We start from the raw sequence: 20,215 nt of genomic DNA on the forward strand, positions 1-20,215 counted from the left end.
CTTAAAATTTATAGGCACAGTATTTTTTTTAATTTTTGTTCTATAGTTTTTATACGTTTGTTTATATTACTAATCCGCATAATTAATGCGGCGGTTTTCCACCATACTGTATTTGGTTGCACAGGAATACCTGATGAGTAAATACCAGGTTGTGTTATCGCTTTAATCACCATTCCCATTCCGGTGATAGTGACTCTATCACAAATATTTATGTGTCCATTAATTACACTGGCTCCGCCTATCATGCAATATTGTCCAATAGTTAAACTCCCGGCCATGATAACACCGCCTGCTATTGCGGTGTGTGCGCCTATTTTGACATTATGTGCAATTTGGCACTGATTATCAATAATTACTCCGCTTTCAATTTTAGTATCATCTAATGTTCCTCGATCAATAGTAGTACAAGCACCTATTTCTACATTATTTCCAATTTTTACTGTTCCTAAATGAGGAATTTTGATCCACACGCCATGATCATTAATATACCCAAATCCATCAGAACCAATGATAGCTCCAGATTGTATTAAACAGAATTCACCAATTTCTACCTCATGATATATAGTGACATTAGCCCATAAACGTGTACCTGTCCCTATCTTTGTTTTTTGTCCTATGAAGCTACCAGGACCAATGATTACATCATCACCCAAAATTACTTCAGATTCTATAACCACATTAGCACCTATTCCTACTCTTTGACCTAATATTGCATCTGGAGCTATGATGGCTTCAGATGCAATATTCCTCGCTGGTTTCGGGCTATTATCCATCAATCGTGCTATTTTAACATATGCGATATATGGGTCTTCTACTACCAATGCAGCAACCTTACAAAAAATCAAGTTGTTTTTAGATAATATCACTGCTGAAGCGCGACAGGAGCTTAGTTGACTTAGAAATCGTTGATCTTTTAAAAAAGTAATATGTCCTATTTGTGCGTTATTTATAGAAGCAATGCCAGTAATAATAATATTTTTGTCTCCATATAATTTAGCGTCTAATTGCTGTGCTAAATCTGATAGCTTCATTTCGATCATAATTTATCCAACTTGTTTCATTACAGAATTAGTAATATCTGTAATGTGAACGCTGTGATATACTACAGCATTAGAGTCAATTACTATGTCATAATTTTCTTTTTTGGCAACATTTGATACTACATTGTGAATCATATTAAGAATTTTATCTCTTTCTTCTGTTTGACGCGAATGATTTTCTTGTTGAAATTCTTTAGCTTTGTTAGTGAAAATTTCACGTTGGTTTATTAATGATTTTTCTAGTTCATTACGTTCGATTGCTTTCATGGTGGTGCCATCTCGTTGTAATGTTTGTATTTTTATTTGTAAATCATGCTCCATCTTTTCTAATTCGGCAGCACGATCTTTAAATTCATATTCAAGTTGTTTAATGATTTTAGCGCGTTGTGAAGATTGTTGAAAAATATTAGAAATGTTAACTATTGCAATTTTGTCGGTAGCCTCAACAGAGTTAATTTGTGTTATCCAAATCATTATACTCAATATATATGTCCACTTTTTCACTGTAAACCTCTTAGTTTAATAAGATATGAAATTTATTATTTTGATAAGATATTTTTTATTAGTATATTATGTCTGAATGTTACCATGTTTTTCCGATACTAAATTGAAATGGTTCTTCTATATCTCCGGGATATTTTTTTATTAATTTTGAATAGGAAAAAATCATTGGCCCAATTGGAGATACCCACTTCAAAGATATACCACTAGATATGCGAATATTATTTGGAATGCTATAATCTACAATACCGGCTTTTTGTGTTGCTTCAGTATTCTTCCAAAAAGTATCCCATACAGTACCTGTGTCTAAGAACACAGAAATACGTGCAATATCAGAATGTTGCGCATGAAAATATATCATAGGAATGATTAGCTCAGTTTTGAAAAGAGTTATTGCATTTCCACCAACAGCATCTTGAGATTTTTTTATTGCACATGTAGCATAGTTTTGTCTAGAATCGTTGCAATGATAATAAGCAGCTTTTGGACCTATACTATTTAGTCTAAATCCACGTATTGTTTCAATACCTCCGGCATAGAAGTTATCATAAAAAGGATTTTCTTTTTTATGTATACCGCCAGCATAACCAGTGTATATCGAATTCATCGTTATCCAATTAGATTGTCGATATAAAGGTATATAACTATTACTATTAATTATTATTTTATAATATTGATTATTAGACCCAGGTAGTGTCAATGTACTTGATATATTGGCACGTACACCATATGTAGGGAAATAAGCATGATTTGAATTATCAAAAGTCCATCCTGAAGTTAATAAAAAATCATTTGTATGAAAATTGATAGTATTATCTACAATTTTACTGTTAATTGATATTTTTGGATGAATATTTGTAGATTTTAGATAACGCCATATTGCTACTTGAGGGGCTATTTTACTTAAATAATTAGATACATGATTTAATCCTATATTAAACGTATTGTATTTAACGATCGGGTATGAGCAATTAATATTAATACCACAATTTTTCAAATTATAATCTGAAAAACTTGTATTGTTAGTGTTTAAATCATTATAAAATATTTTACCGCCTATACTAATGTTATTAACGCCATAGTAAGGTTTTAAAGATGATATTTCAGTATAAGTTTGATAATGATTTTTAGTGCTAGCAACAGCTATAGAATTTCCTGAACCTAACACATTTTCTTGATACATTCCAAATTGCAAATTTATACCACTTTCTGTTCCAAATCCGACGCTCAGATTTAAATGACCAGTATTATGTTCTTCAATTTTATAAATAACATCGATTTGGTTTAAAGTATTTGGTACATATTCAATGCGAGTATTGACAGTTTTAAAATAACAAAGACGTTTAAGTCGGGTTTGGTCTTGAATAATACGATTATAATCTAATTGTATTTGTTCTGTTTGACGTATTTCTCTTCGAATGACTTCATCTTTAGTAATATTATTACCTTCCAAGCGTACTTCACGTACATAAAAACAATGGCCTACATCGACGTATACATATAATTTTATTGTTTTATTGTTGTCATTTATGTCAGGTTTTATTGATAAGATAGGTTGCATGTAACCATGTTTGCTTAACATATATCGTATGTTCCGTTCTATTTCTTGAATTCTATTGTTACTATATAATTCTCTAGGATAAATGTTTATGTATTTTTTAATATTAGGAAAATAATCTAATATATTTCCATGTAACTCTACAGAATCAAATGAATATTGCATGCCTTCATTGATATATAAAGAAAGATAAACATATTTTTTATTTGGTGTAAAATCAATTTGCGTCTCATCAATATGAAATTTAGCATAGCCATGGTTTAAGTAAAAATTACGTAATTTATCTAAGTCATGGAATAATTTTTGTTCTTGATATTGTTGATTAGATAGTATAGGTCTCCATTTAATTTTTCTATACAATTTAAATTGTGATAATAATTTTTTTGTATGGAATGCATGATTACCAAAAATGTTGATTTGTTGTATTTTAGCGGTTTTACCTTCTGTAAACATTATTTTCAAATTAACACGATTTCTTGATAGAGGGATGACTATTATTTTAGTTGTAGCTGAAAATTTACCAAAGTTATGATACAGATTATTCAACTCTTGTTTTAATTCAAAAATAGAGCATTCGTTAAATGGTTCACCTGATTGTATTTTTTTTATATTTAATGTTTTTTTTATTATATCTTCTGTAATTATTTTGTTTCCTTGAAAACTAATATTATCAATGACTGGGCGTTCTTTGACCTGGATTATAACAATTCCATTTTCATTATGAGAAATTATGACTTCTTCAAAGTATCCTGTAGAAAATAACACTTTAATACTATTAGCAATATCTTCATCATTAATAATGGATCCAATTTTTAAAGGTAAACTAAATAATGCCGTATCTAATGAAATTCTTTTTAATCCATTAAAAAGAATTTTGTTTATAATTGTATCATCGCTGTGTGCTGCATGACTAATGATCAATAAGAATGCTATAAATATTTTTTTCATTGATTGTTATTTATTTTAATCTTTTTGGGTTAAATTTTTTTATTTATTACCATAATCTAGATATGTCGTTGAAAATCGCTAAGCACATCATTAAAGTAAGTATAATAGATCCAATGATATAACCAAAACTTTGTGTTTTTTTTGATATTGATTTTCCTTTTATTTTTTCTATTACGAAAAAAAATAAATGTCCTCCATCTAGTGTTGGAAAAGGTAGTAAATTAATAATACCTAAATTAATGCTAATTAAAGATAAAAACATGAGATAGTAAATTGCTCCAGATTGAGCTGATGCACCTGCTCCTTGTGCTATTGCGATTGGACCGCTGAGGTGGGTCATCTTAATATCTCCAGTAATTAATTTAAATAATGTATTAGTCGTTAGGCATATCAATTTCCATGTTTTTTCACAAGCTTCCAGTATAGCTAGATGCAATCCATATTGATGAATTATATGATGTTTTGATGGGATACAAATGATTTGAGGAGAAACACCTATAGCTCCTTCTGTTTTTTCAGAGGAAATCAGATTTTTTTTATCTGGTGTTAAGCTGAAGTTGAGTACTTTATTGTTCCGTTCTACCATAATTTTAAAAGTTTTTCCTGGGTTATTTTTGATGATTGTTATGAATGACTCCCAATTATGTATTAATTGATCGTCGAGTGAGATTATTTTGTCTCCAACTTTTAAACCAGCTCGTTGTGCAGCAGAATCAGATTGTATTTCTGATAATATCAATGATACATGTGTATTAAAAGGAAGAATACCTAATGTTATTATAGGATCTTTGTTATTAATAGATTTATTGAACCAATTATGAGATAAATGAATGGTGTAGGTTTGAATATGCGTATTATTTATTGGTGTTACAGAAATGATAATTTCTTTCTTGCCTATGGTGTTAAGAATCTCTAAACGTACTGCATCCCAATCATGAGTCGGAATATTGTTAATTGATTTAATTTCTACACCAGATGGTATGTTTGATTGATCAACAATGGAATTAGGTATAACAGAATGGATTATTGGTTTATAAATAGGCACACCTATCATAAAAACTAATACATATAACACAATAGAAAAAAGAAAATTAAAGATGGGTCCTGAAATCACAATAATAATTTTTTTCCAAATATGTTTGCATTCAAATGAATTATTACATTCTGCATTGCAAGATGTTATTGTTTGTTGAGTGTTAAACAATTTAACGTATCCACCAAAAAGAATAGCAGAAATTACATATTCGGTATCATTTGCATCTCTCCAACTCCATAAAATAGGACCGAATCCTATAGAAAAGCGCTCTACTTTTACCTTCAAAAAACGTGCTGCTACAAAATGTCCGTATTCATGGACTGTGATAAGAATACTCAATGCAAGAATAAATGTAGTTAAATTCCATAAAAAATGTAATATCATGATGTTGATGAATTCTCTATTTTTTAATAAGGATATTAATATAAATTTAATAATATTAGGTAAACGAAAATAGGCACTGCGGCAACTAAGCTATCTATCCGATCTAACATCCCTCCATGTCCAGGGATCAAATTTCCGCTATCTTTAATACCAGATGCTCTTTTAAACATGCTTTCAGTTAAATCTCCTATTATAGAAGCTATAATTGTAATTATAGAATAAATAAATATAAGAGATGGGTTTATTATCTTTATTGGCATATATTTACTGAATAACCATGATATCCCTGTTGAAATTAATATGCCGCCAATAAATCCTTCCCAAGTTTTTTTAGGAGATACAGTTTGTAATAATCTGCGCTTTCCTAATGTTTTACCGATGATATATGCGCTTACATCATTAATCCAAATTAATATTACAACATACAGTAAACACCATGTTCCGATGATTCTATCGTCGATATGATGAAATTGACGTAACGTCAATATCCCCCAAAAAAATGGTAATATTGTTAATATCCCGAACAAAAAACGAAGTATATTAGATTTTTTCCAGAAAATAGCAGAATCAGGATAAGATAATATTAATAAAAAAGCTAGTATCCACCATGCTATACTAATGCTACTGAAAATATACCAAAAAATATACCAATTATTGAAGTATAAAAAGCTTTGAGTTGTTACAATTAATAATAATCCAAATATAACGCATATCCACATTCGGTGTATACAATCGGAAAAACGCATCATTTTTCCCCATTCCCATGCACTAATTAAGCAAATAATAGATACAACAATCAAGAATTGTATAATAGGCAACAGGAATATCATACAAATGGTGATAGGAATCAGGATAGATGCGCTAATTAAACGAGTTTTAAACACAATTTTCTCCTTGTTGAAATTAAGTAGATACGCTATTTCCGAATCGGCGCTCTCGTTTCATAAAAGTATTTAATGCTCTTTTAAATATGATATTATTAAAATCAGGCCATAGTACATCTGTAAAAAATAATTCAGCGTATGCTATTTGCCAAAGTAAAAAATTACTAATACGATGCTCGCCTCCTGTTCGAATCACCAAATCTACTGGAGCTAACTCATTCATACAAATACACTTACACAGAGCATCCTCGTCAATTTGATTAGGAGTTAATATTCCTTGCTGCACTTGTGTGGCAAGTTGTTTTACGCCTTGGATAATATCCCATCGTCCTCCATAATTTGCAGCAATATTAAGTGTAAGCCCACTATTATTGGAAGTTAATTGTTCAGAACGGTGTATGTTTTTTTGTAATTCAACAGAAAATCGATTAATATCTCCGATGATTCTTAGTTTGATATTGTTCTTATGTAAAACATCTATTTCATTGTTTAAAGCATGAGAAAACAATTGCATCAAAGAATCAATTTCTTTATCAGGACGTTTCCAGTTTTCACTGCTAAATGCATATAGAGTTAATGCATCGAATCTGTGATTAACAGCGAAATGAACAGCACGCCGGACTGCATTGAATCCAGCTTGATGCCCAACAATACGTAATTTTCCTCGTGTTCTTGCCCAACGCCCATTACCATCCATGATGATAGCAACATGGCGTGGTAGTAAATTGGATGAAAAAGTGCTAAGATCTTGATTATGTTGAGATAATATCACACTTATTTATTTTCCAAATTAAATACCTTGTATTAAGTAAAAAGTATTTATTCTATAATAATTAATATTATAATTACAGATTAATGAAGTTACTTATAATTTTTATGATATATATGTAGTAATTCTGATAAATTTATTAAAGACAATATTATTTAATCATAGGATACATATAGATATTGCTTTTTCACGAGCTTTTTGATCAATATATAAAATATCTTCTATATCATTAGGATCATTTATATTTATTGCATCAAGTACACGACGAATAACATTAGGAATTTCGGTAAAAGCAATCATTTTATTCAAAAATGATTCCACGGCGATCTCATTGGCTGCATTTAGAGTAATAACAGCTGATTGACTACAATTATCAGCATCTATTGCTAGTTGTAAGCAAGGATAACTGTGAGGATCCAATTGATCGAAATATAATTTGTTAAGATGACATATGTCTATATTGGACGATGTTTTTAATCCTATTCTATTAGGATAAGTCATTGCATGTGCAATAGGGATTCTCATATCTGGAGGCGCTAAATGTGCCAATATGTTTCCGTCTGCATAGTATACCATAGCATGGACAATGGATTGTGGGTGTAATAAGATTTCAATCTCACTCGGTTTAGCATTAAATAAATGGCGTGCTTCAATATATTCCAATCCTTTATTCATCATGGTAGCAGAGTCTACTGATATTTTACGTCCCATAGACCAATTAGGATGTACACAAGCTTGTTCTGGTGTTATGGCGGTCAATTGTTCTGGTGGCATTTTAAAAAAAATTCCTCCAGATGCTGTTAGCACAATACGTGATATACCGCATTCAGATAAAGATGTATTTCCCAAATTTTTCTGACATGTTACTGGTAAATTTTGAAAAATTGCATTATGTTCGCTATCTATGGGTAGTACACAAGCATGATATTGATTGGCTTCTCTCATAAATAATTTTCCACAAGTAACTAAAGTTTCTTTATTTGCCAATAATATTTTTTTACCGGCACGTAACGCGGAAAAAGTAGGTTTTAATCCAGCAATTCCAACTATAGCAGACATTACCATATCAACATCATCAGTTGACGCCAACTCACAGGCATGCATTATGCCAGATAATACTTTAATATCGCATTTTCCAGCAGTGATTAAATTTTTTTTCAACATCCGTGCTGCATCTTCAGATATCATACATGCATATTTGGGAGACATCGTTATGCACTGTTCTGTCATTACAGCAACATTATTTTTAGCGACTAACGCGTGTACAAAGAACTTGTCGGTATGTTGTTGTATTACAGATAGGGTAGCTTTTCCAATAGATCCAGTACTGCCTAAAATTGTTAAAGATTGCATATGCATAAATCAAATTATTCATTTAATTGTAAATATAAAATTTATTATTGCCCGTTAATATGTGTGTGGATATGTTATTAACATACGATTTAATATTTAAAATTTCATTAATTCTGATTCTTTTTCTGTGAGAATAATATCAATTTTTTTAATCCAAATATTAGTTAATTTTTGAATTTCATTGTGAAAAAAATGTTCTTCGTCTTCATTAATTTCCTTGTTTTTAAGTAAAATTTTGGTTTTATCATTAGCAATACGACGCACATTTCTTATAGCTATTTTACTTTTCTCTGCTTCAGAGCGTACCATTTTTATTAAAGTACGACGACGTTCTTCAGTTAATGCAGGTAATGTCACTCGAATAATATTTCCATGAGAAATAGGAATTAATTGTAAATCAGACATAAAAATAGCTTTTTCAGTTGATTTGATGATCTGATGGTCAAAAACTGTAATAGCTAAGGTACGTGAATCTTCTGCTACGGTATTTGCCAGTTGAGATAATGGAGTAGATATTCCATAGTAGTCTACTCGGATATTATTTAATATTTTCGGAGAAATGCGTCCTATGTGAATATTGTTTATATTTGTTTTGAAATTGTTAATACAATTTTTCATATGTATTTCTGAATCTATCTGAATATTATCAATTTTATTGATCACATCATATACCTCTGATTTTTATTTCTACATAAAAAAATTAATTTATATAAATTTAAATATGCATTTGAGTATACAATCCTTAAATTATTTGGTTATTAAAGTCCCTTCTTTATACCCCATTATTATTCTTTTTAACGCCCCAAGTTTATTTATATTAAATATACGTATTGGTAAATTGTGTTCTCTTGCTAATGTAAACGCTGTTAAATCCATAACTTTTAATTCACGATCTAATACGTCTTGATAACTCAATTGTTCATATAATGTAGCGTCAGGATGTTGCATTGGATCATTAGAAAATACACCATCTACTTTAGTTGCTTTGAGTACTACATCTGCTTTAATTTCGATACCCCGTAAACAGGCAGCAGAATCAGTAGTAAATAAAGGATTTCCAGTTCCAGCTGCAAAAATTACCACCCAATTATTAGATAATAAGTTAATAGCTTTCATCCAACTATAATGATCACATACTCCATTTAATGGAATAGCTGACATTAAATGGGAATGAACATAAGCATGATTTAATGCGCTTCTCATAGCTAATCCATTCATTATAGTGGCTAACATTCCTATGTGGTCTCCTACTATACGATTCATTCCGGATTTCACTAATCCAGCGCCACGAAACAAGTTGCCACCTCCCATAACTATACCTATTTGAATACCTATTTTCACTAGTTCTTTAATTTCTGTAACCATTCGATTTAACACAGTAGTATCGATTCCAAAACCTTCGGCGCCTTGTAGAGCTTCTCCGCTCATTTTAAGTACGATACGCCGATAAATTGGTTTCGTGTGAGTTACCATTAATTATATTCCTCACAAAAAATGGCATAAACAGGAGCAAACACTAAATTATTTAAAGTATAATATGCATATCAATAAATTATTCTGACTTAACCAATTTAATTAATAGTTTTTGTTGTTAAAAATATTAAATATCTTATTTTAAAAAACAATGATAATCTGTGTTAATTAATTACAAATTTTAGTGATAGTATTAAATACTAATTTATATATCTTCACCTAATTCAAAGCGAGCAAAATTATTAATTTTTACGTGATACTCAATTAATAATTGTTCGACTGTTTTATTAATATCCATTATGAAGTTTTGTTGTGTTAATACAATGTCATTGATAAATTTTTTCATACGTCCTTCGGCTATTTTTTCTGAAATTTTGTATGATTTTCCAGATCTCATGGCAATATCCATTTGAATATGATTTTCACGAATCATGATATCTTTCGGAACATCATCTATGGTAATATATTTAGGGTTTTTAGCTGCGATATGCATAGAAATATGTTTCATTAAATCTTCAGTTACACTTCTGCTAGTAACAACTATTACCCCGATTTTGGATCTATGCACATAACATCCTAAAAAATTACCTGTTAAAACAATAAATCTACGAATGTTTATATTTTCTCCGACTTTTGCAATTAAATTAGCACGTTTCTCTGCAAATCTAGTTTGTAGTATATTAATATCATTAATTTTTTCATTCAATCCTGTGATAATAACAGTTTTAACAAACTCTTGAAAAGTACTATCTTTAGCTACAAAATCAGTTTCACAATTTATTTCTACCATGATACCGTATTGCCTATTGGATGCTATTTCTATTGCGATTAGACCTGATGATGTTGTATGTCCAGATTTTTTGATAGCAGTTTTTAAACCGGATTTTCTCATGTTATCTATAGCTAATTCAAGATTTCCATTGGCTTTAATTAAGGCTTGTTTGCATTCTAAAATACCAATGCTAGTACGTTTACGTAATTCTTTAATTAAATTGCTATTAATATCAATCATTTTTTCTTTCATAATAATGTCATCATATTAAGAATATATATGGAGAGTGTGATTACACATTTAATTGTCAATAAATTTATTGCGTAGCATTAATTATGTGAATCATTGAACATAATTTATGTGTATCATGTTAGATATTGTGTTTAAATATAGATTAATTGCGCGTACAGCATCATCGTTGCCTGGAATGATAAAATCTATTCCATCTGGATTAGAGTTGGTATCAACTATTGCAAAAACTGGAATCCCTAAGCTATTTGCTTCTTTTATAGCAATATGTTCATGTGTTGCACCAATAGCAAAAATTGCGTCTGGCAGTCCGCCCATATTTTTGATGCCTCCTAAACTATTTTCCAGATTCATAAGTTCTCGATTCAAAATCAATGCTTCTTTTTTGGTTAATTTTTTAAAAGTACCGTCTTGAGATTGAATTTCTAAATCTTTTAGACGTTTTATAGATTGTCGCACTGTTTTCCAATTGGTTAGCATTCCCCCTAACCAACGATGATTAACAAAAAACTGATTACAAGCCATGGCTGTTTTTTTGACTGCTTCACTAGCTGCACGTTTGGTGCCTACGAATAAAATTTTACCCTTAAGCGAAGCGATTTTGTTTAGTTCAATTAAAGCTTTCTTAAACATTACATTAGTTGTTTCCAAATCAATAATATGTATTTTATTACGAACTCCAAAAATGAAAGGTTTCATTTTAGGATTCCAATAACGGGTTTGGTGGCCAAAATGGACACCGGCCTGAAGCATATCACGTATAGAAATGTTTTCCATTATATACCTCTATGAGTTGTTAAATAGATTACTTTTAATGGTTTCTACTGGTTATCAATATTTAAATATAGATAGATCATATATTACATGTTATAATAATTTTTGATAAGTTAAATACGATGATTAGTCGTTTACTAATACCCTAAGAATAAATAATTTAATACGTGTTTGTAAATAAAATATATTTATATTTAATCACAAATTAGTGCGAGTTATGCAATTAACTGTGATGCGATTGTCTTTTAATTAAATGTATGGATTTATGTATAGATCATGTTATGTAGCAACAAAAACATTGTGTATTTGTTAATGCGATTAGTAACATATATATTATGAAAATTATCATTAAAACACTTACAGATATAGCAAAAATGCGCATTGCTGGGAAGTTAGCAGCAGAAGTATTAGAAATGGTTGAAGCTTACGTGCAACCTGGCATTAGTACTGGAGAATTAGATGTTATTTGTCATAATTATATTACACAAATACAACATGCTGTTTCTGCTCCTCTCGGTTATCGAGGATTTCCCAAGTCTATTTGTACTTCAATTAATGATGTGGTGTGTCATGGTATCCCAAATAATTCAGATAAATTAAAAGAAGGTGATATTATAAATATTGATATTACAGTAATTAAAGACGGATTATATGCTGATACTTCACGAATGTTTATCGTTGGTCAACCGACAAGATTGGGGTATCGATTATGTAAGATCACTCAAGAAAGTCTTTATTTAGCAATTCGTATGATTAAACCAGGAATACGTTTAAAAAAAGTAGGTCGGTCTATTCAAAGGTTTGTTGAAAATCAGAATTTTTCAATAGTAAGGGAATATTGCGGGCATGGTATTGGAAAATTTTTTCATGAAGCTCCCCATGTATTGCATTATGATGCCGATGATGAAGGTGTGATATTGAAATCTGGCATGACATTAACAATAGAACCTATGGTAAATGCAGGTACTCGTCATATTTATACTGACAATGATGGATGGACAGTAAAAACAAGAGATCATAATTTGTCAGCACAATACGAACATACTATTGTTGTTACGGAAAATGGGTGTGAAGTGTTAACGCTACGTTCTGATGAGTCTCTATCATCAATTATTTAAAGAATCGTATTAATTGATAAAACCATGTATTTTTACACTAAATCATTTTTCGATGTATTTTAAATTATTTTGATAGATGAATTTTCATAAGTGCAAATTGTGATTATATGGAAATATATATGCATAGTATTTATTGTTTTTGGTGAAAATATAAAAATTATTACAATTATTATTGTTATTTAACAAACAACATTATTTAAATTATATATGCCATTTTAGTGGTGTACAATCTAAGTGATAATTTTATAGATATTAGTAGTTCTGCATCAAATCAGATTTATTGAATATAAATAAACTCTGTTTAAAGATATTAATAATTAATATAATAATCCTTAAATAAATATCACTTGATAATACGAAAGAGTCATTATAAATCATAATGATGTTAAATGTAAATTTATAATATTTATTTCAACAAAAATATTATTCTTCAAAGTCAATTAAAATAATACTCCTCGAATAAATCTATATTATAGGATATAGAACATATGAATCAATTACGAAAAACAATAGAAAGTGCTTTTAAAGAAAAAGAATATATATCAAAAAATAATATTGACCCTACCCTTGAGAATGCAATCCATGAAATTATGGATGGTTTAGATAATGGAAGATTGCGTATATCAGAAAAAATCAATGGTATATGGATAACGCATCAATGGTTAAAAAAAGCAATTATGCTTGCGTTTTATATTATGGACAATCAACTAATAACCTGGGGGAATGGTATTTTTTTTGATAAATTTCCTATGAAATTTTCTGGATGGGACACCACGCGTTTCGAAAGTAAAAAATTGCGTATAATTCCGCCAGCTACTGTACGTTATGGGGCTTATATTGCTCCTAATACAGTGATCATGCCTTCTTATATCAATCTTGGAGCTTACATCGATGTAGGCACAATGGTGGATACTTGGGCTACAGTTGGGTCTTGTGCTCAAATTGGAAAATATGTACATTTATCTGGAGGAGTAGGGATTGGAGGAGTATTAGAACCCATTCAAGATAACCCAACTATCATTGAAGATAATTGTTTTATTGGATCCCGTTCTGAAATTGTAGAAGGGGTGATTGTTGAAAAAGGTGCAGTGATCTCTATGGGAGTATTTATAGGTCAAAGTACTAAAATATATGATCGTGATAGCGGCAATATATATTATGGACGTGTACCGGCTGGGTCAGTTGTAATTCCAGGAAGTTTACCTTCTCAAGACGGTTGTGTTAATACTTATTGCGCAATAATCGTGAAAAAAGTTGATTGTAAAACTAAAAATAAAGTTAAAATAAATGATTTATTACGTGATATATAAAATATTTTAATTATTTTAAAGTATTGTATTTTATAGGATATTTTTTATTATTTGATTTATCTATTTAAACGTAATTAATAATAATCAATTTTTATAAATAAAATATAAAGATCAGTGTTTTGATATTTTGTTTAAAATAAAATTATAACAATGTAGTTTTAAAAATTAAAAATTATAACTTCATTATTTTAAGTAAATGTAAACAATAATTATGTACACCTTAAATGTTTTGGATTTTCCTTTGTATGGCATCAATTTAATTGAGGCTTCAGCGGGAACTGGTAAAACATATACTCTTATAATAATTTATCTTAGATTGTTGTTGTGTTTAGGGAGTAAATCAGATTTTTACCGTCCTTTAACAGTCAAAGAAATACTTGTAGTGACTTTTACTAAATCTGCAGTACAAGAACTGCGTCATCGCATAAAGGAATACATTCATCAGTTTAGATTAGATTGTATGCGTGGATATAGTAATAATTTTTTATTGTCTAAGTTATTATTACAAATACATAATGTAGATTTAGCCATACATCAATTATCTGAAGCAGAAAAAAAAATAAATCAAGCATCTATTTTTACCATTCATAGTTTTTGTCAAAATATATTAAATTACAATACAATCGAATTAAATATGTTGTTTAATACAAATATTATTGATAATGAAACAATATTGTACCAACAAGCGTGCACTGATTTTTGGAGGCGGCATTTTTATGCACTTCCACTGAATATAGCTAGTTTAATTCAAGAATATTGGAAAGATCCAAATTCTCTTTTCAACGATATCATTCCTTATATACATAGATCTAGATCTAGTCTGCATTGTTACAATTGTAACATACATGAAGATAAAAAAAGTATCGCAACTTATTATGGACAGATTCTGGATTATGTCGATAATGTTAAAAAGGAATGGCATAAAAATAAATATAATATAATTACTGTTGTCAACTCTTATGACATTAATCGTAGGATATATAATAAAAATAACTTAATACGTTGGACGGAAAAAATTAATCAGTGGGTCGAACAGCCAACAATTGATCATACTATACCTAACGATTTACAACGTTTTAGAGTAACTGAATTAAAGATATATAATAATAGCAACAAATCTAATGGTGTATATGCTTTATTTGATTTGGTGGAAAAATTATATCGTCAATTATCGTTATTTAAAACATTAATATTTGAAATTGCAATAAATGAGATACGCAATGATTTAAATGATATTCAATATCGCAGATCAGAAATCACTTTAAACAATCTTGTTGACGTGTTATCTCATCATTTAGTTAAAGATAAAAAAAATAAATTAGCGCACATGATGCGAGCATGTTATCCGGTAACGCTTATTGATGAATTCCAGGATACAGATTGTCAGCAATTCAATATTTTTAGCTCGTTGTATGATAATAATTCAGAAAATGCTCTTATTTTAATAGGAGATCCTAAACAATCAATTTACGCCTTTCGTGGAGCTGACATATTTTCGTATATGAAAATACGTCGAACAATATCTAACAAATACAATCTTAATATTAATTGGCGTTCATCATTAAGTATGGTTAATGCTATTAATCAATTATTTCGTTCGGTCTCTAATCCATTTATTTTTGAAGATATTCCTTTTATTCCTGCAGTAGCTGCTAGTCGAAACAATATGTATCGGTTTTTAATAAATAATCAATCACAAACAGCTATGTGTTTTTGGTTACATCCCGATGAGATAGTTACAATAGATGACTATAAACAATCAATGGCACAAGAGTGTGCTGCTATTTTATATAATTTATTAAATGAAATACGTAATGGGACAGCTTGGTTGGAAAATGATAAATATAAAAGGAAACTAGAAATCTCAGATATAACTGTATTAGTACGAAATCATGAAGAAGCATCATTGATGTGTTCTGCTTTATCACAATTAAATATATCAACAGTATTTTTATCTAATAATAAAAATATTTTTGAAACAATGGAATCTTATGAATTATCATTATTATTACGATCAATTTTATTTCCAGAAATCCATACTATTTCTACTGCTTTAACAACTGTTTTTTTTGGATTAAATGCTACTGATATTGAAAGTATTAATAATAATGAATTTAAACAGGAAAGAATATTTGAAGAATTTTTTGAATATTATTCTGTTTGGAAAAAAAAGGGTGTGTATTTGATGATACAAAAAATAATTTTTCATTATAAAGTACCAGAAAAATTATTATCTACACGAGGAGGTGAAATTAGTTTAATAAATATTTTGCATTTAAGTGAATTATTGCAGGATGTTGCACAACAGTTACAAGATGAGAACGCACTTATGGAATGGTTAATGTTAAAAATAACACAACCCAAAAACAAAAGAATATCTGATCAAAATTTACGATTAGGTAGTAATCATCAATTAATAAAGATTAGTACAATACATAAATCTAAAGGATTAGAGTTTCCATTAATATTTTTGCCATTCGTAGCGGACTTTAATGGTGTAAAAAATCCCTTTTTTCATGATAGAAAATCATATAAAACTCATTTCAATTTTAATACATCTAAATCAAATTTAATATTGGCAGATGAAGAACGTTTATCAGAAGATTTAAGACTGTTATATGTAGCAGTGACTCGTAGTATTTATCATTGTTCTATAGGTGTTGGTCCAGTAGTACGACGACGATATAAAAGAAAATCTAATATCAATGATTTACATCACAGTGCCTTAGGATATTTAATTCAAAAAAAAATTGCTGGAAATGCAGTAACATTAAGGAAACATTTAAAAAATCTCAGTGTTTATTCAAATGGCGATATTTCCTTTCGTATTATTTCAAAATCGCAAGAACTATTTTCTAACATATCACCTGTTGTATCTAATCAATTTCTATGTGCGAAACAGTGGAAGACACCATCAAATTTTATTCCATGGAATATAACAAGTTTTAGTTCTTTAAAACATACTGATGTTGATGTTACGACGTGTTTAGATTTGGACAAACAATTAGATATCAGAGAACATGTTCAGAGCCGAAATAGTGATACTCCTTTGACACCACATACTTTTCCTGCAGGGAAAACATGTGGTAGTTTTTTTCATAGTATCTTTCAAATTTTGGACTTTAGAAAAATTGTAGATATAAAATGGTTATGTGCGCATATGGTGAGATATAATATTGATCCAATTTGGGGGTTTGTTGTTCGAGAATGGATATACATAGTACTTAATACCCCTCTTAATAATGATCATTTAACTCTTTCACAAATAATTCCTAATAATAAAAAAACTGAGCTTAAATTTTATTTATCTATTAATACGCGTTTATCATCGGAAGAATTAAATTGTTTATGTAAAAAATATGATTCTTTATCATGTAAATCTGCATCGTTGAATTTTTCGGATATTACAGGAATGTTACAAGGGTTTATTGATTTAGTGTTTCGTTGGAATCATCGATATTATTTATTGGATTATAAAACTAATTGGTTAGGTAAGAACAATGAGGATTATGTTAATTCTAAAATAACACAAGAAATGGTTAAACATCATTATGCATTACAATATCAATTGTATACTTTAGCGTTGCACCGATTTTTACGTAATAGACTCGTGTCTTATAATTATGAGAAAGACTTTGGGGGAGTATATTATTTATTTATACGAGGTATGGATGGGTCACCGTTGAGTAATGGAATTTATTTTTTTCGTCCATTGTCAACATTTATTAATAAATTAGATAATTTATTTTCTAAAAAATAATCTGAACATCGTTATTATATTCTATTCTATGGAATGGTAAAATTATATCTTAAGTAAGATAATATAGATGTCATTTAATATATGAAATGATTAGAGTGTATATTTATTGTAATAAATATACATGTTGGATGTATATAATAATTATGCAAATAGATGATTTACATCTAAAAGAATAAATATAGATTATTAAGTGAAATTTTAAAAATTATAATTATCTGTGTTTAATTAAAATACAGTTTTTTGTTTTTTAAAACATATAACTTAATATATGGATCGTACAATAATTTTCTCTTTTCTTCTTCTATTATATGAAAGATGTTGTTAAAAAAATTTTAAAATTAGGATTGTGGCATTCATTAGACGTGCAATTTGCTGATGTATTGGCCCTTCCCATTTATGATGACAATAATATAAAAGAGGCATTAATTTTAGCTAGTGCAACTTTAAGTGCTAACGTTAGGATTGGTCATGTTTGTTTACCTTTATGTTTTCTTACTCCTGATAAATTATTTCAAGGAAATTATCCTGAATTAACGAATACGATATGTAGAAAATTAGGAAAATTATCTATAACTGATTGGCAAGAATTATTGCTTTCTTGTCCCGCGGTTAGTGATGGATCGCGGGTCACCCCATTAATATTGGAAAATAAGAATTTGTATTTACATCATATGTGGAGAGATGAATGTATAGTCGCTCAATTTTTTAATCATAAATATCAATCAAACATCTTTCAAAAAGAAAAAATAATTTATGTATTAAATCAATTATTTCCTGTTTCTTATACAGAAATTGATTGGCATAAAATAGCCACTGCTATTGGAATAACACATCATAGAGTATTAATTTCTGGAGGACCTGGAACCGGAAAAACATCTATTATAGCCAAGATAATAGCAGCATTATTGTTATGTAATAACAATAATAATTTAAATATCAAGATTACTGCTCCAACGGGAAAGGCAGCGGCTCTTTTGACTGAATCTTTTAAAACAACAATTAATAATATTCCACAATTAAAACAGTATTCTTTGCGTAATTTACCAGAAAAAGCTACCACTCTACATAGTTTACTTCGAACATTATTATATACAGAAGAGATGCAATATAATTACTTCAATTTTTCGAATTTAGATCTGGTAGTGATTGATGAAGCTTCTATGGTTAGTTTGTCTATATTAGCTCAGCTAATTTTAAGACTTTCTCCTCAAACGAATGTAATTTTGTTTGGTGATCAACATCAATTATGTTCAGTGGAACCTGGATCTGTATTTAAAGATGTGTGTCAATTTTCTAATTTTTTTTATTCTCCTGAACGTCATCAAGAACTTATAGATCTTACAGGTTACACATTGCCTGTTGTATCTCCTTCTGAATCATCTATGCATTATAATTATAATAGTATTATTGATGGTACATGTATACTAAAGAAAAATTATCGATTTAGTGAAAGTTCAGGAATTCATCAATTATCTAGCGCTATAAATGCAGGAGATTATATTAAAACGTTGTCATTATTAAATTCAAATATATACAAGGATTTATATTATATTTGTTTCGTAGATAAAAAAAGCTATATCACTATGATTCTTAATTGCGCAATGAAATATTCTAACTATTTTAAAAAATTGAAACACACTAAAATATTAACAAAAAATATTTTAGAGATTTTTTCTTATTATAGAATATTATGTGCATCACGTGATGGTCCATTTGGGGTAATAAGGCTTAATTATTATGTTGAACAAATATTAAATGAGAAAGGATTAATTCAATTAAATAATTCTAGGAACTATATAGGTAGACCGATTATTATATTGCGTAATAAACCATCATTAGAATTATATAATGGAGATGTTGGAGTTTTGTTGTTAAATGATCAAAACAAACTGTCTGCATATTTTATTTCATCACAAGGCGGTATAAAAGTTATACAAATATATCAATTGCCAGAGCACGAAACTTGTTTCGCTATGACTATACATAAAGCACAAGGCTCTGAATTTCAACATATCTCAATAGTATTATCTGATAGACATACACCATTACTAACGCGAGAATTGTTCTATACTGCTGTCACTAGAGCTCGTCAATATCTTTGTTTATACGCAACAGATCACGTAATAATAAGCAGCGTCAATTTGCCTACACAACGTTATAGCGGGCTATATAATAAAATAAAAAATAATATAATGTCTATGGTTTAAATAAATAAAAATTTTTTATTTTATACTTGGCATTATTTGCCAATGTAATATTTGTATTGTGTAATATATAGTATTTTAA

General features: G+C 29.1%; 15 protein-coding genes. 4 read left to right on the forward strand and 11 right to left on the reverse strand.

The features are described from left to right. Positions 1-8 precede the first annotated feature (8 nt). From lpxD to rpsB, 11 genes are all read right to left on the reverse strand, one after another. A complete protein-coding gene (gene lpxD, locus M9397_RS01255; protein WP_250227154.1) occupies positions 9-1,040 on the reverse strand; it encodes a UDP-3-O-(3-hydroxymyristoyl)glucosamine N-acyltransferase in 1,032 nt (343 codons plus the stop codon). Positions 1,041-1,043: 3 nt separating this feature from the next. Continuing rightward, complete coding sequence (locus M9397_RS01260; protein WP_250227155.1) at positions 1,044-1,544, reverse strand: OmpH family outer membrane protein; 501 nt, start codon at positions 1,542-1,544, stop codon at positions 1,044-1,046. Positions 1,545-1,623: 79 nt separating this feature from the next. Next, positions 1,624-4,047 carry an outer membrane protein assembly factor BamA gene (bamA, locus tag M9397_RS01265; protein WP_250259839.1) on the reverse strand — a complete coding sequence of 808 codons (2,424 nt, stop codon included), beginning with the start codon at positions 4,045-4,047 and terminating at the stop codon, positions 1,624-1,626. Between the two features lie 46 nt (positions 4,048-4,093). Continuing rightward, positions 4,094-5,467: a sigma E protease regulator RseP gene (gene rseP, locus M9397_RS01270; RefSeq protein WP_250227157.1), complete on the reverse strand. Its 1,374-nt coding sequence runs from the start codon at positions 5,465-5,467 to the stop codon at positions 4,094-4,096. A gap of 35 nt (positions 5,468-5,502) precedes the next feature. Next, on the reverse strand, positions 5,503-6,351 hold the full coding sequence (locus tag M9397_RS01275; protein ID WP_250227158.1) for a phosphatidate cytidylyltransferase: 849 nt from the start codon (positions 6,349-6,351) through the stop codon (positions 5,503-5,505). A 19-nt stretch (positions 6,352-6,370) separates the two neighbouring features. Further along, complete coding sequence (uppS, locus tag M9397_RS01280) at positions 6,371-7,123, reverse strand: polyprenyl diphosphate synthase (protein ID WP_250227159.1); 753 nt, start codon at positions 7,121-7,123, stop codon at positions 6,371-6,373. A gap of 156 nt (positions 7,124-7,279) precedes the next feature. Further along, entirely contained in the window at positions 7,280-8,473 is a 1,194-nt protein-coding gene (gene ispC / locus M9397_RS01285; protein ID WP_250227160.1) for a 1-deoxy-D-xylulose-5-phosphate reductoisomerase, read from the reverse strand. A gap of 96 nt (positions 8,474-8,569) precedes the next feature. Then, on the reverse strand, positions 8,570-9,136 hold the full coding sequence (gene frr, locus M9397_RS01290) for a ribosome recycling factor (protein ID WP_250227161.1): 567 nt from the start codon (positions 9,134-9,136) through the stop codon (positions 8,570-8,572). A gap of 84 nt (positions 9,137-9,220) precedes the next feature. Then, positions 9,221-9,946 (reverse strand): UMP kinase, encoded by a 726-nt coding sequence (gene pyrH, locus M9397_RS01295; protein ID WP_250227162.1) that lies wholly within the window; start codon positions 9,944-9,946, stop codon positions 9,221-9,223. Between the two features lie 205 nt (positions 9,947-10,151). Continuing rightward, positions 10,152-10,958: a translation elongation factor Ts gene (gene tsf, locus M9397_RS01300; RefSeq protein WP_250259870.1), complete on the reverse strand. Its 807-nt coding sequence runs from the start codon at positions 10,956-10,958 to the stop codon at positions 10,152-10,154. 102 nt (positions 10,959-11,060) lie between these two features. Next, positions 11,061-11,744 (reverse strand): 30S ribosomal protein S2, encoded by a 684-nt coding sequence (gene rpsB, locus M9397_RS01305; protein WP_250227163.1) that lies wholly within the window; start codon positions 11,742-11,744, stop codon positions 11,061-11,063. A gap of 332 nt (positions 11,745-12,076) precedes the next feature. Between rpsB and map the strand changes: the two genes are divergently transcribed. The 4 genes from map to recD all read left to right on the forward strand — a co-directional run bounded on the left by map (position 12,077) and on the right by recD (position 20,136). Continuing rightward, complete coding sequence (gene map / locus M9397_RS01310) at positions 12,077-12,859, forward strand: type I methionyl aminopeptidase (protein ID WP_250259841.1); 783 nt, start codon at positions 12,077-12,079, stop codon at positions 12,857-12,859. A gap of 488 nt (positions 12,860-13,347) precedes the next feature. Then, positions 13,348-14,169, forward strand: a complete 822-nt coding sequence (dapD, locus tag M9397_RS01315) for a 2,3,4,5-tetrahydropyridine-2,6-dicarboxylate N-succinyltransferase (protein ID WP_250227164.1) — start codon at positions 13,348-13,350, stop codon at positions 14,167-14,169. A gap of 211 nt (positions 14,170-14,380) precedes the next feature. Then, a complete protein-coding gene (recB, locus tag M9397_RS01320; RefSeq protein ID WP_250227165.1) occupies positions 14,381-17,929 on the forward strand; it encodes an exodeoxyribonuclease V subunit beta in 3,549 nt (1,182 codons plus the stop codon). 308 nt (positions 17,930-18,237) lie between these two features. Next, positions 18,238-20,136, forward strand: a complete 1,899-nt coding sequence (gene recD / locus M9397_RS01325; RefSeq protein ID WP_250227166.1) for an exodeoxyribonuclease V subunit alpha — start codon at positions 18,238-18,240, stop codon at positions 20,134-20,136. Positions 20,137-20,215: the final 79 nt, after the last annotated feature.

The sequence above is a fragment of the Blochmannia endosymbiont of Camponotus sp. C-003 genome (assembly GCF_023585685.1).
In the GTDB taxonomy this organism is placed as follows: domain Bacteria; phylum Pseudomonadota; class Gammaproteobacteria; order Enterobacterales; family Enterobacteriaceae; genus Blochmanniella.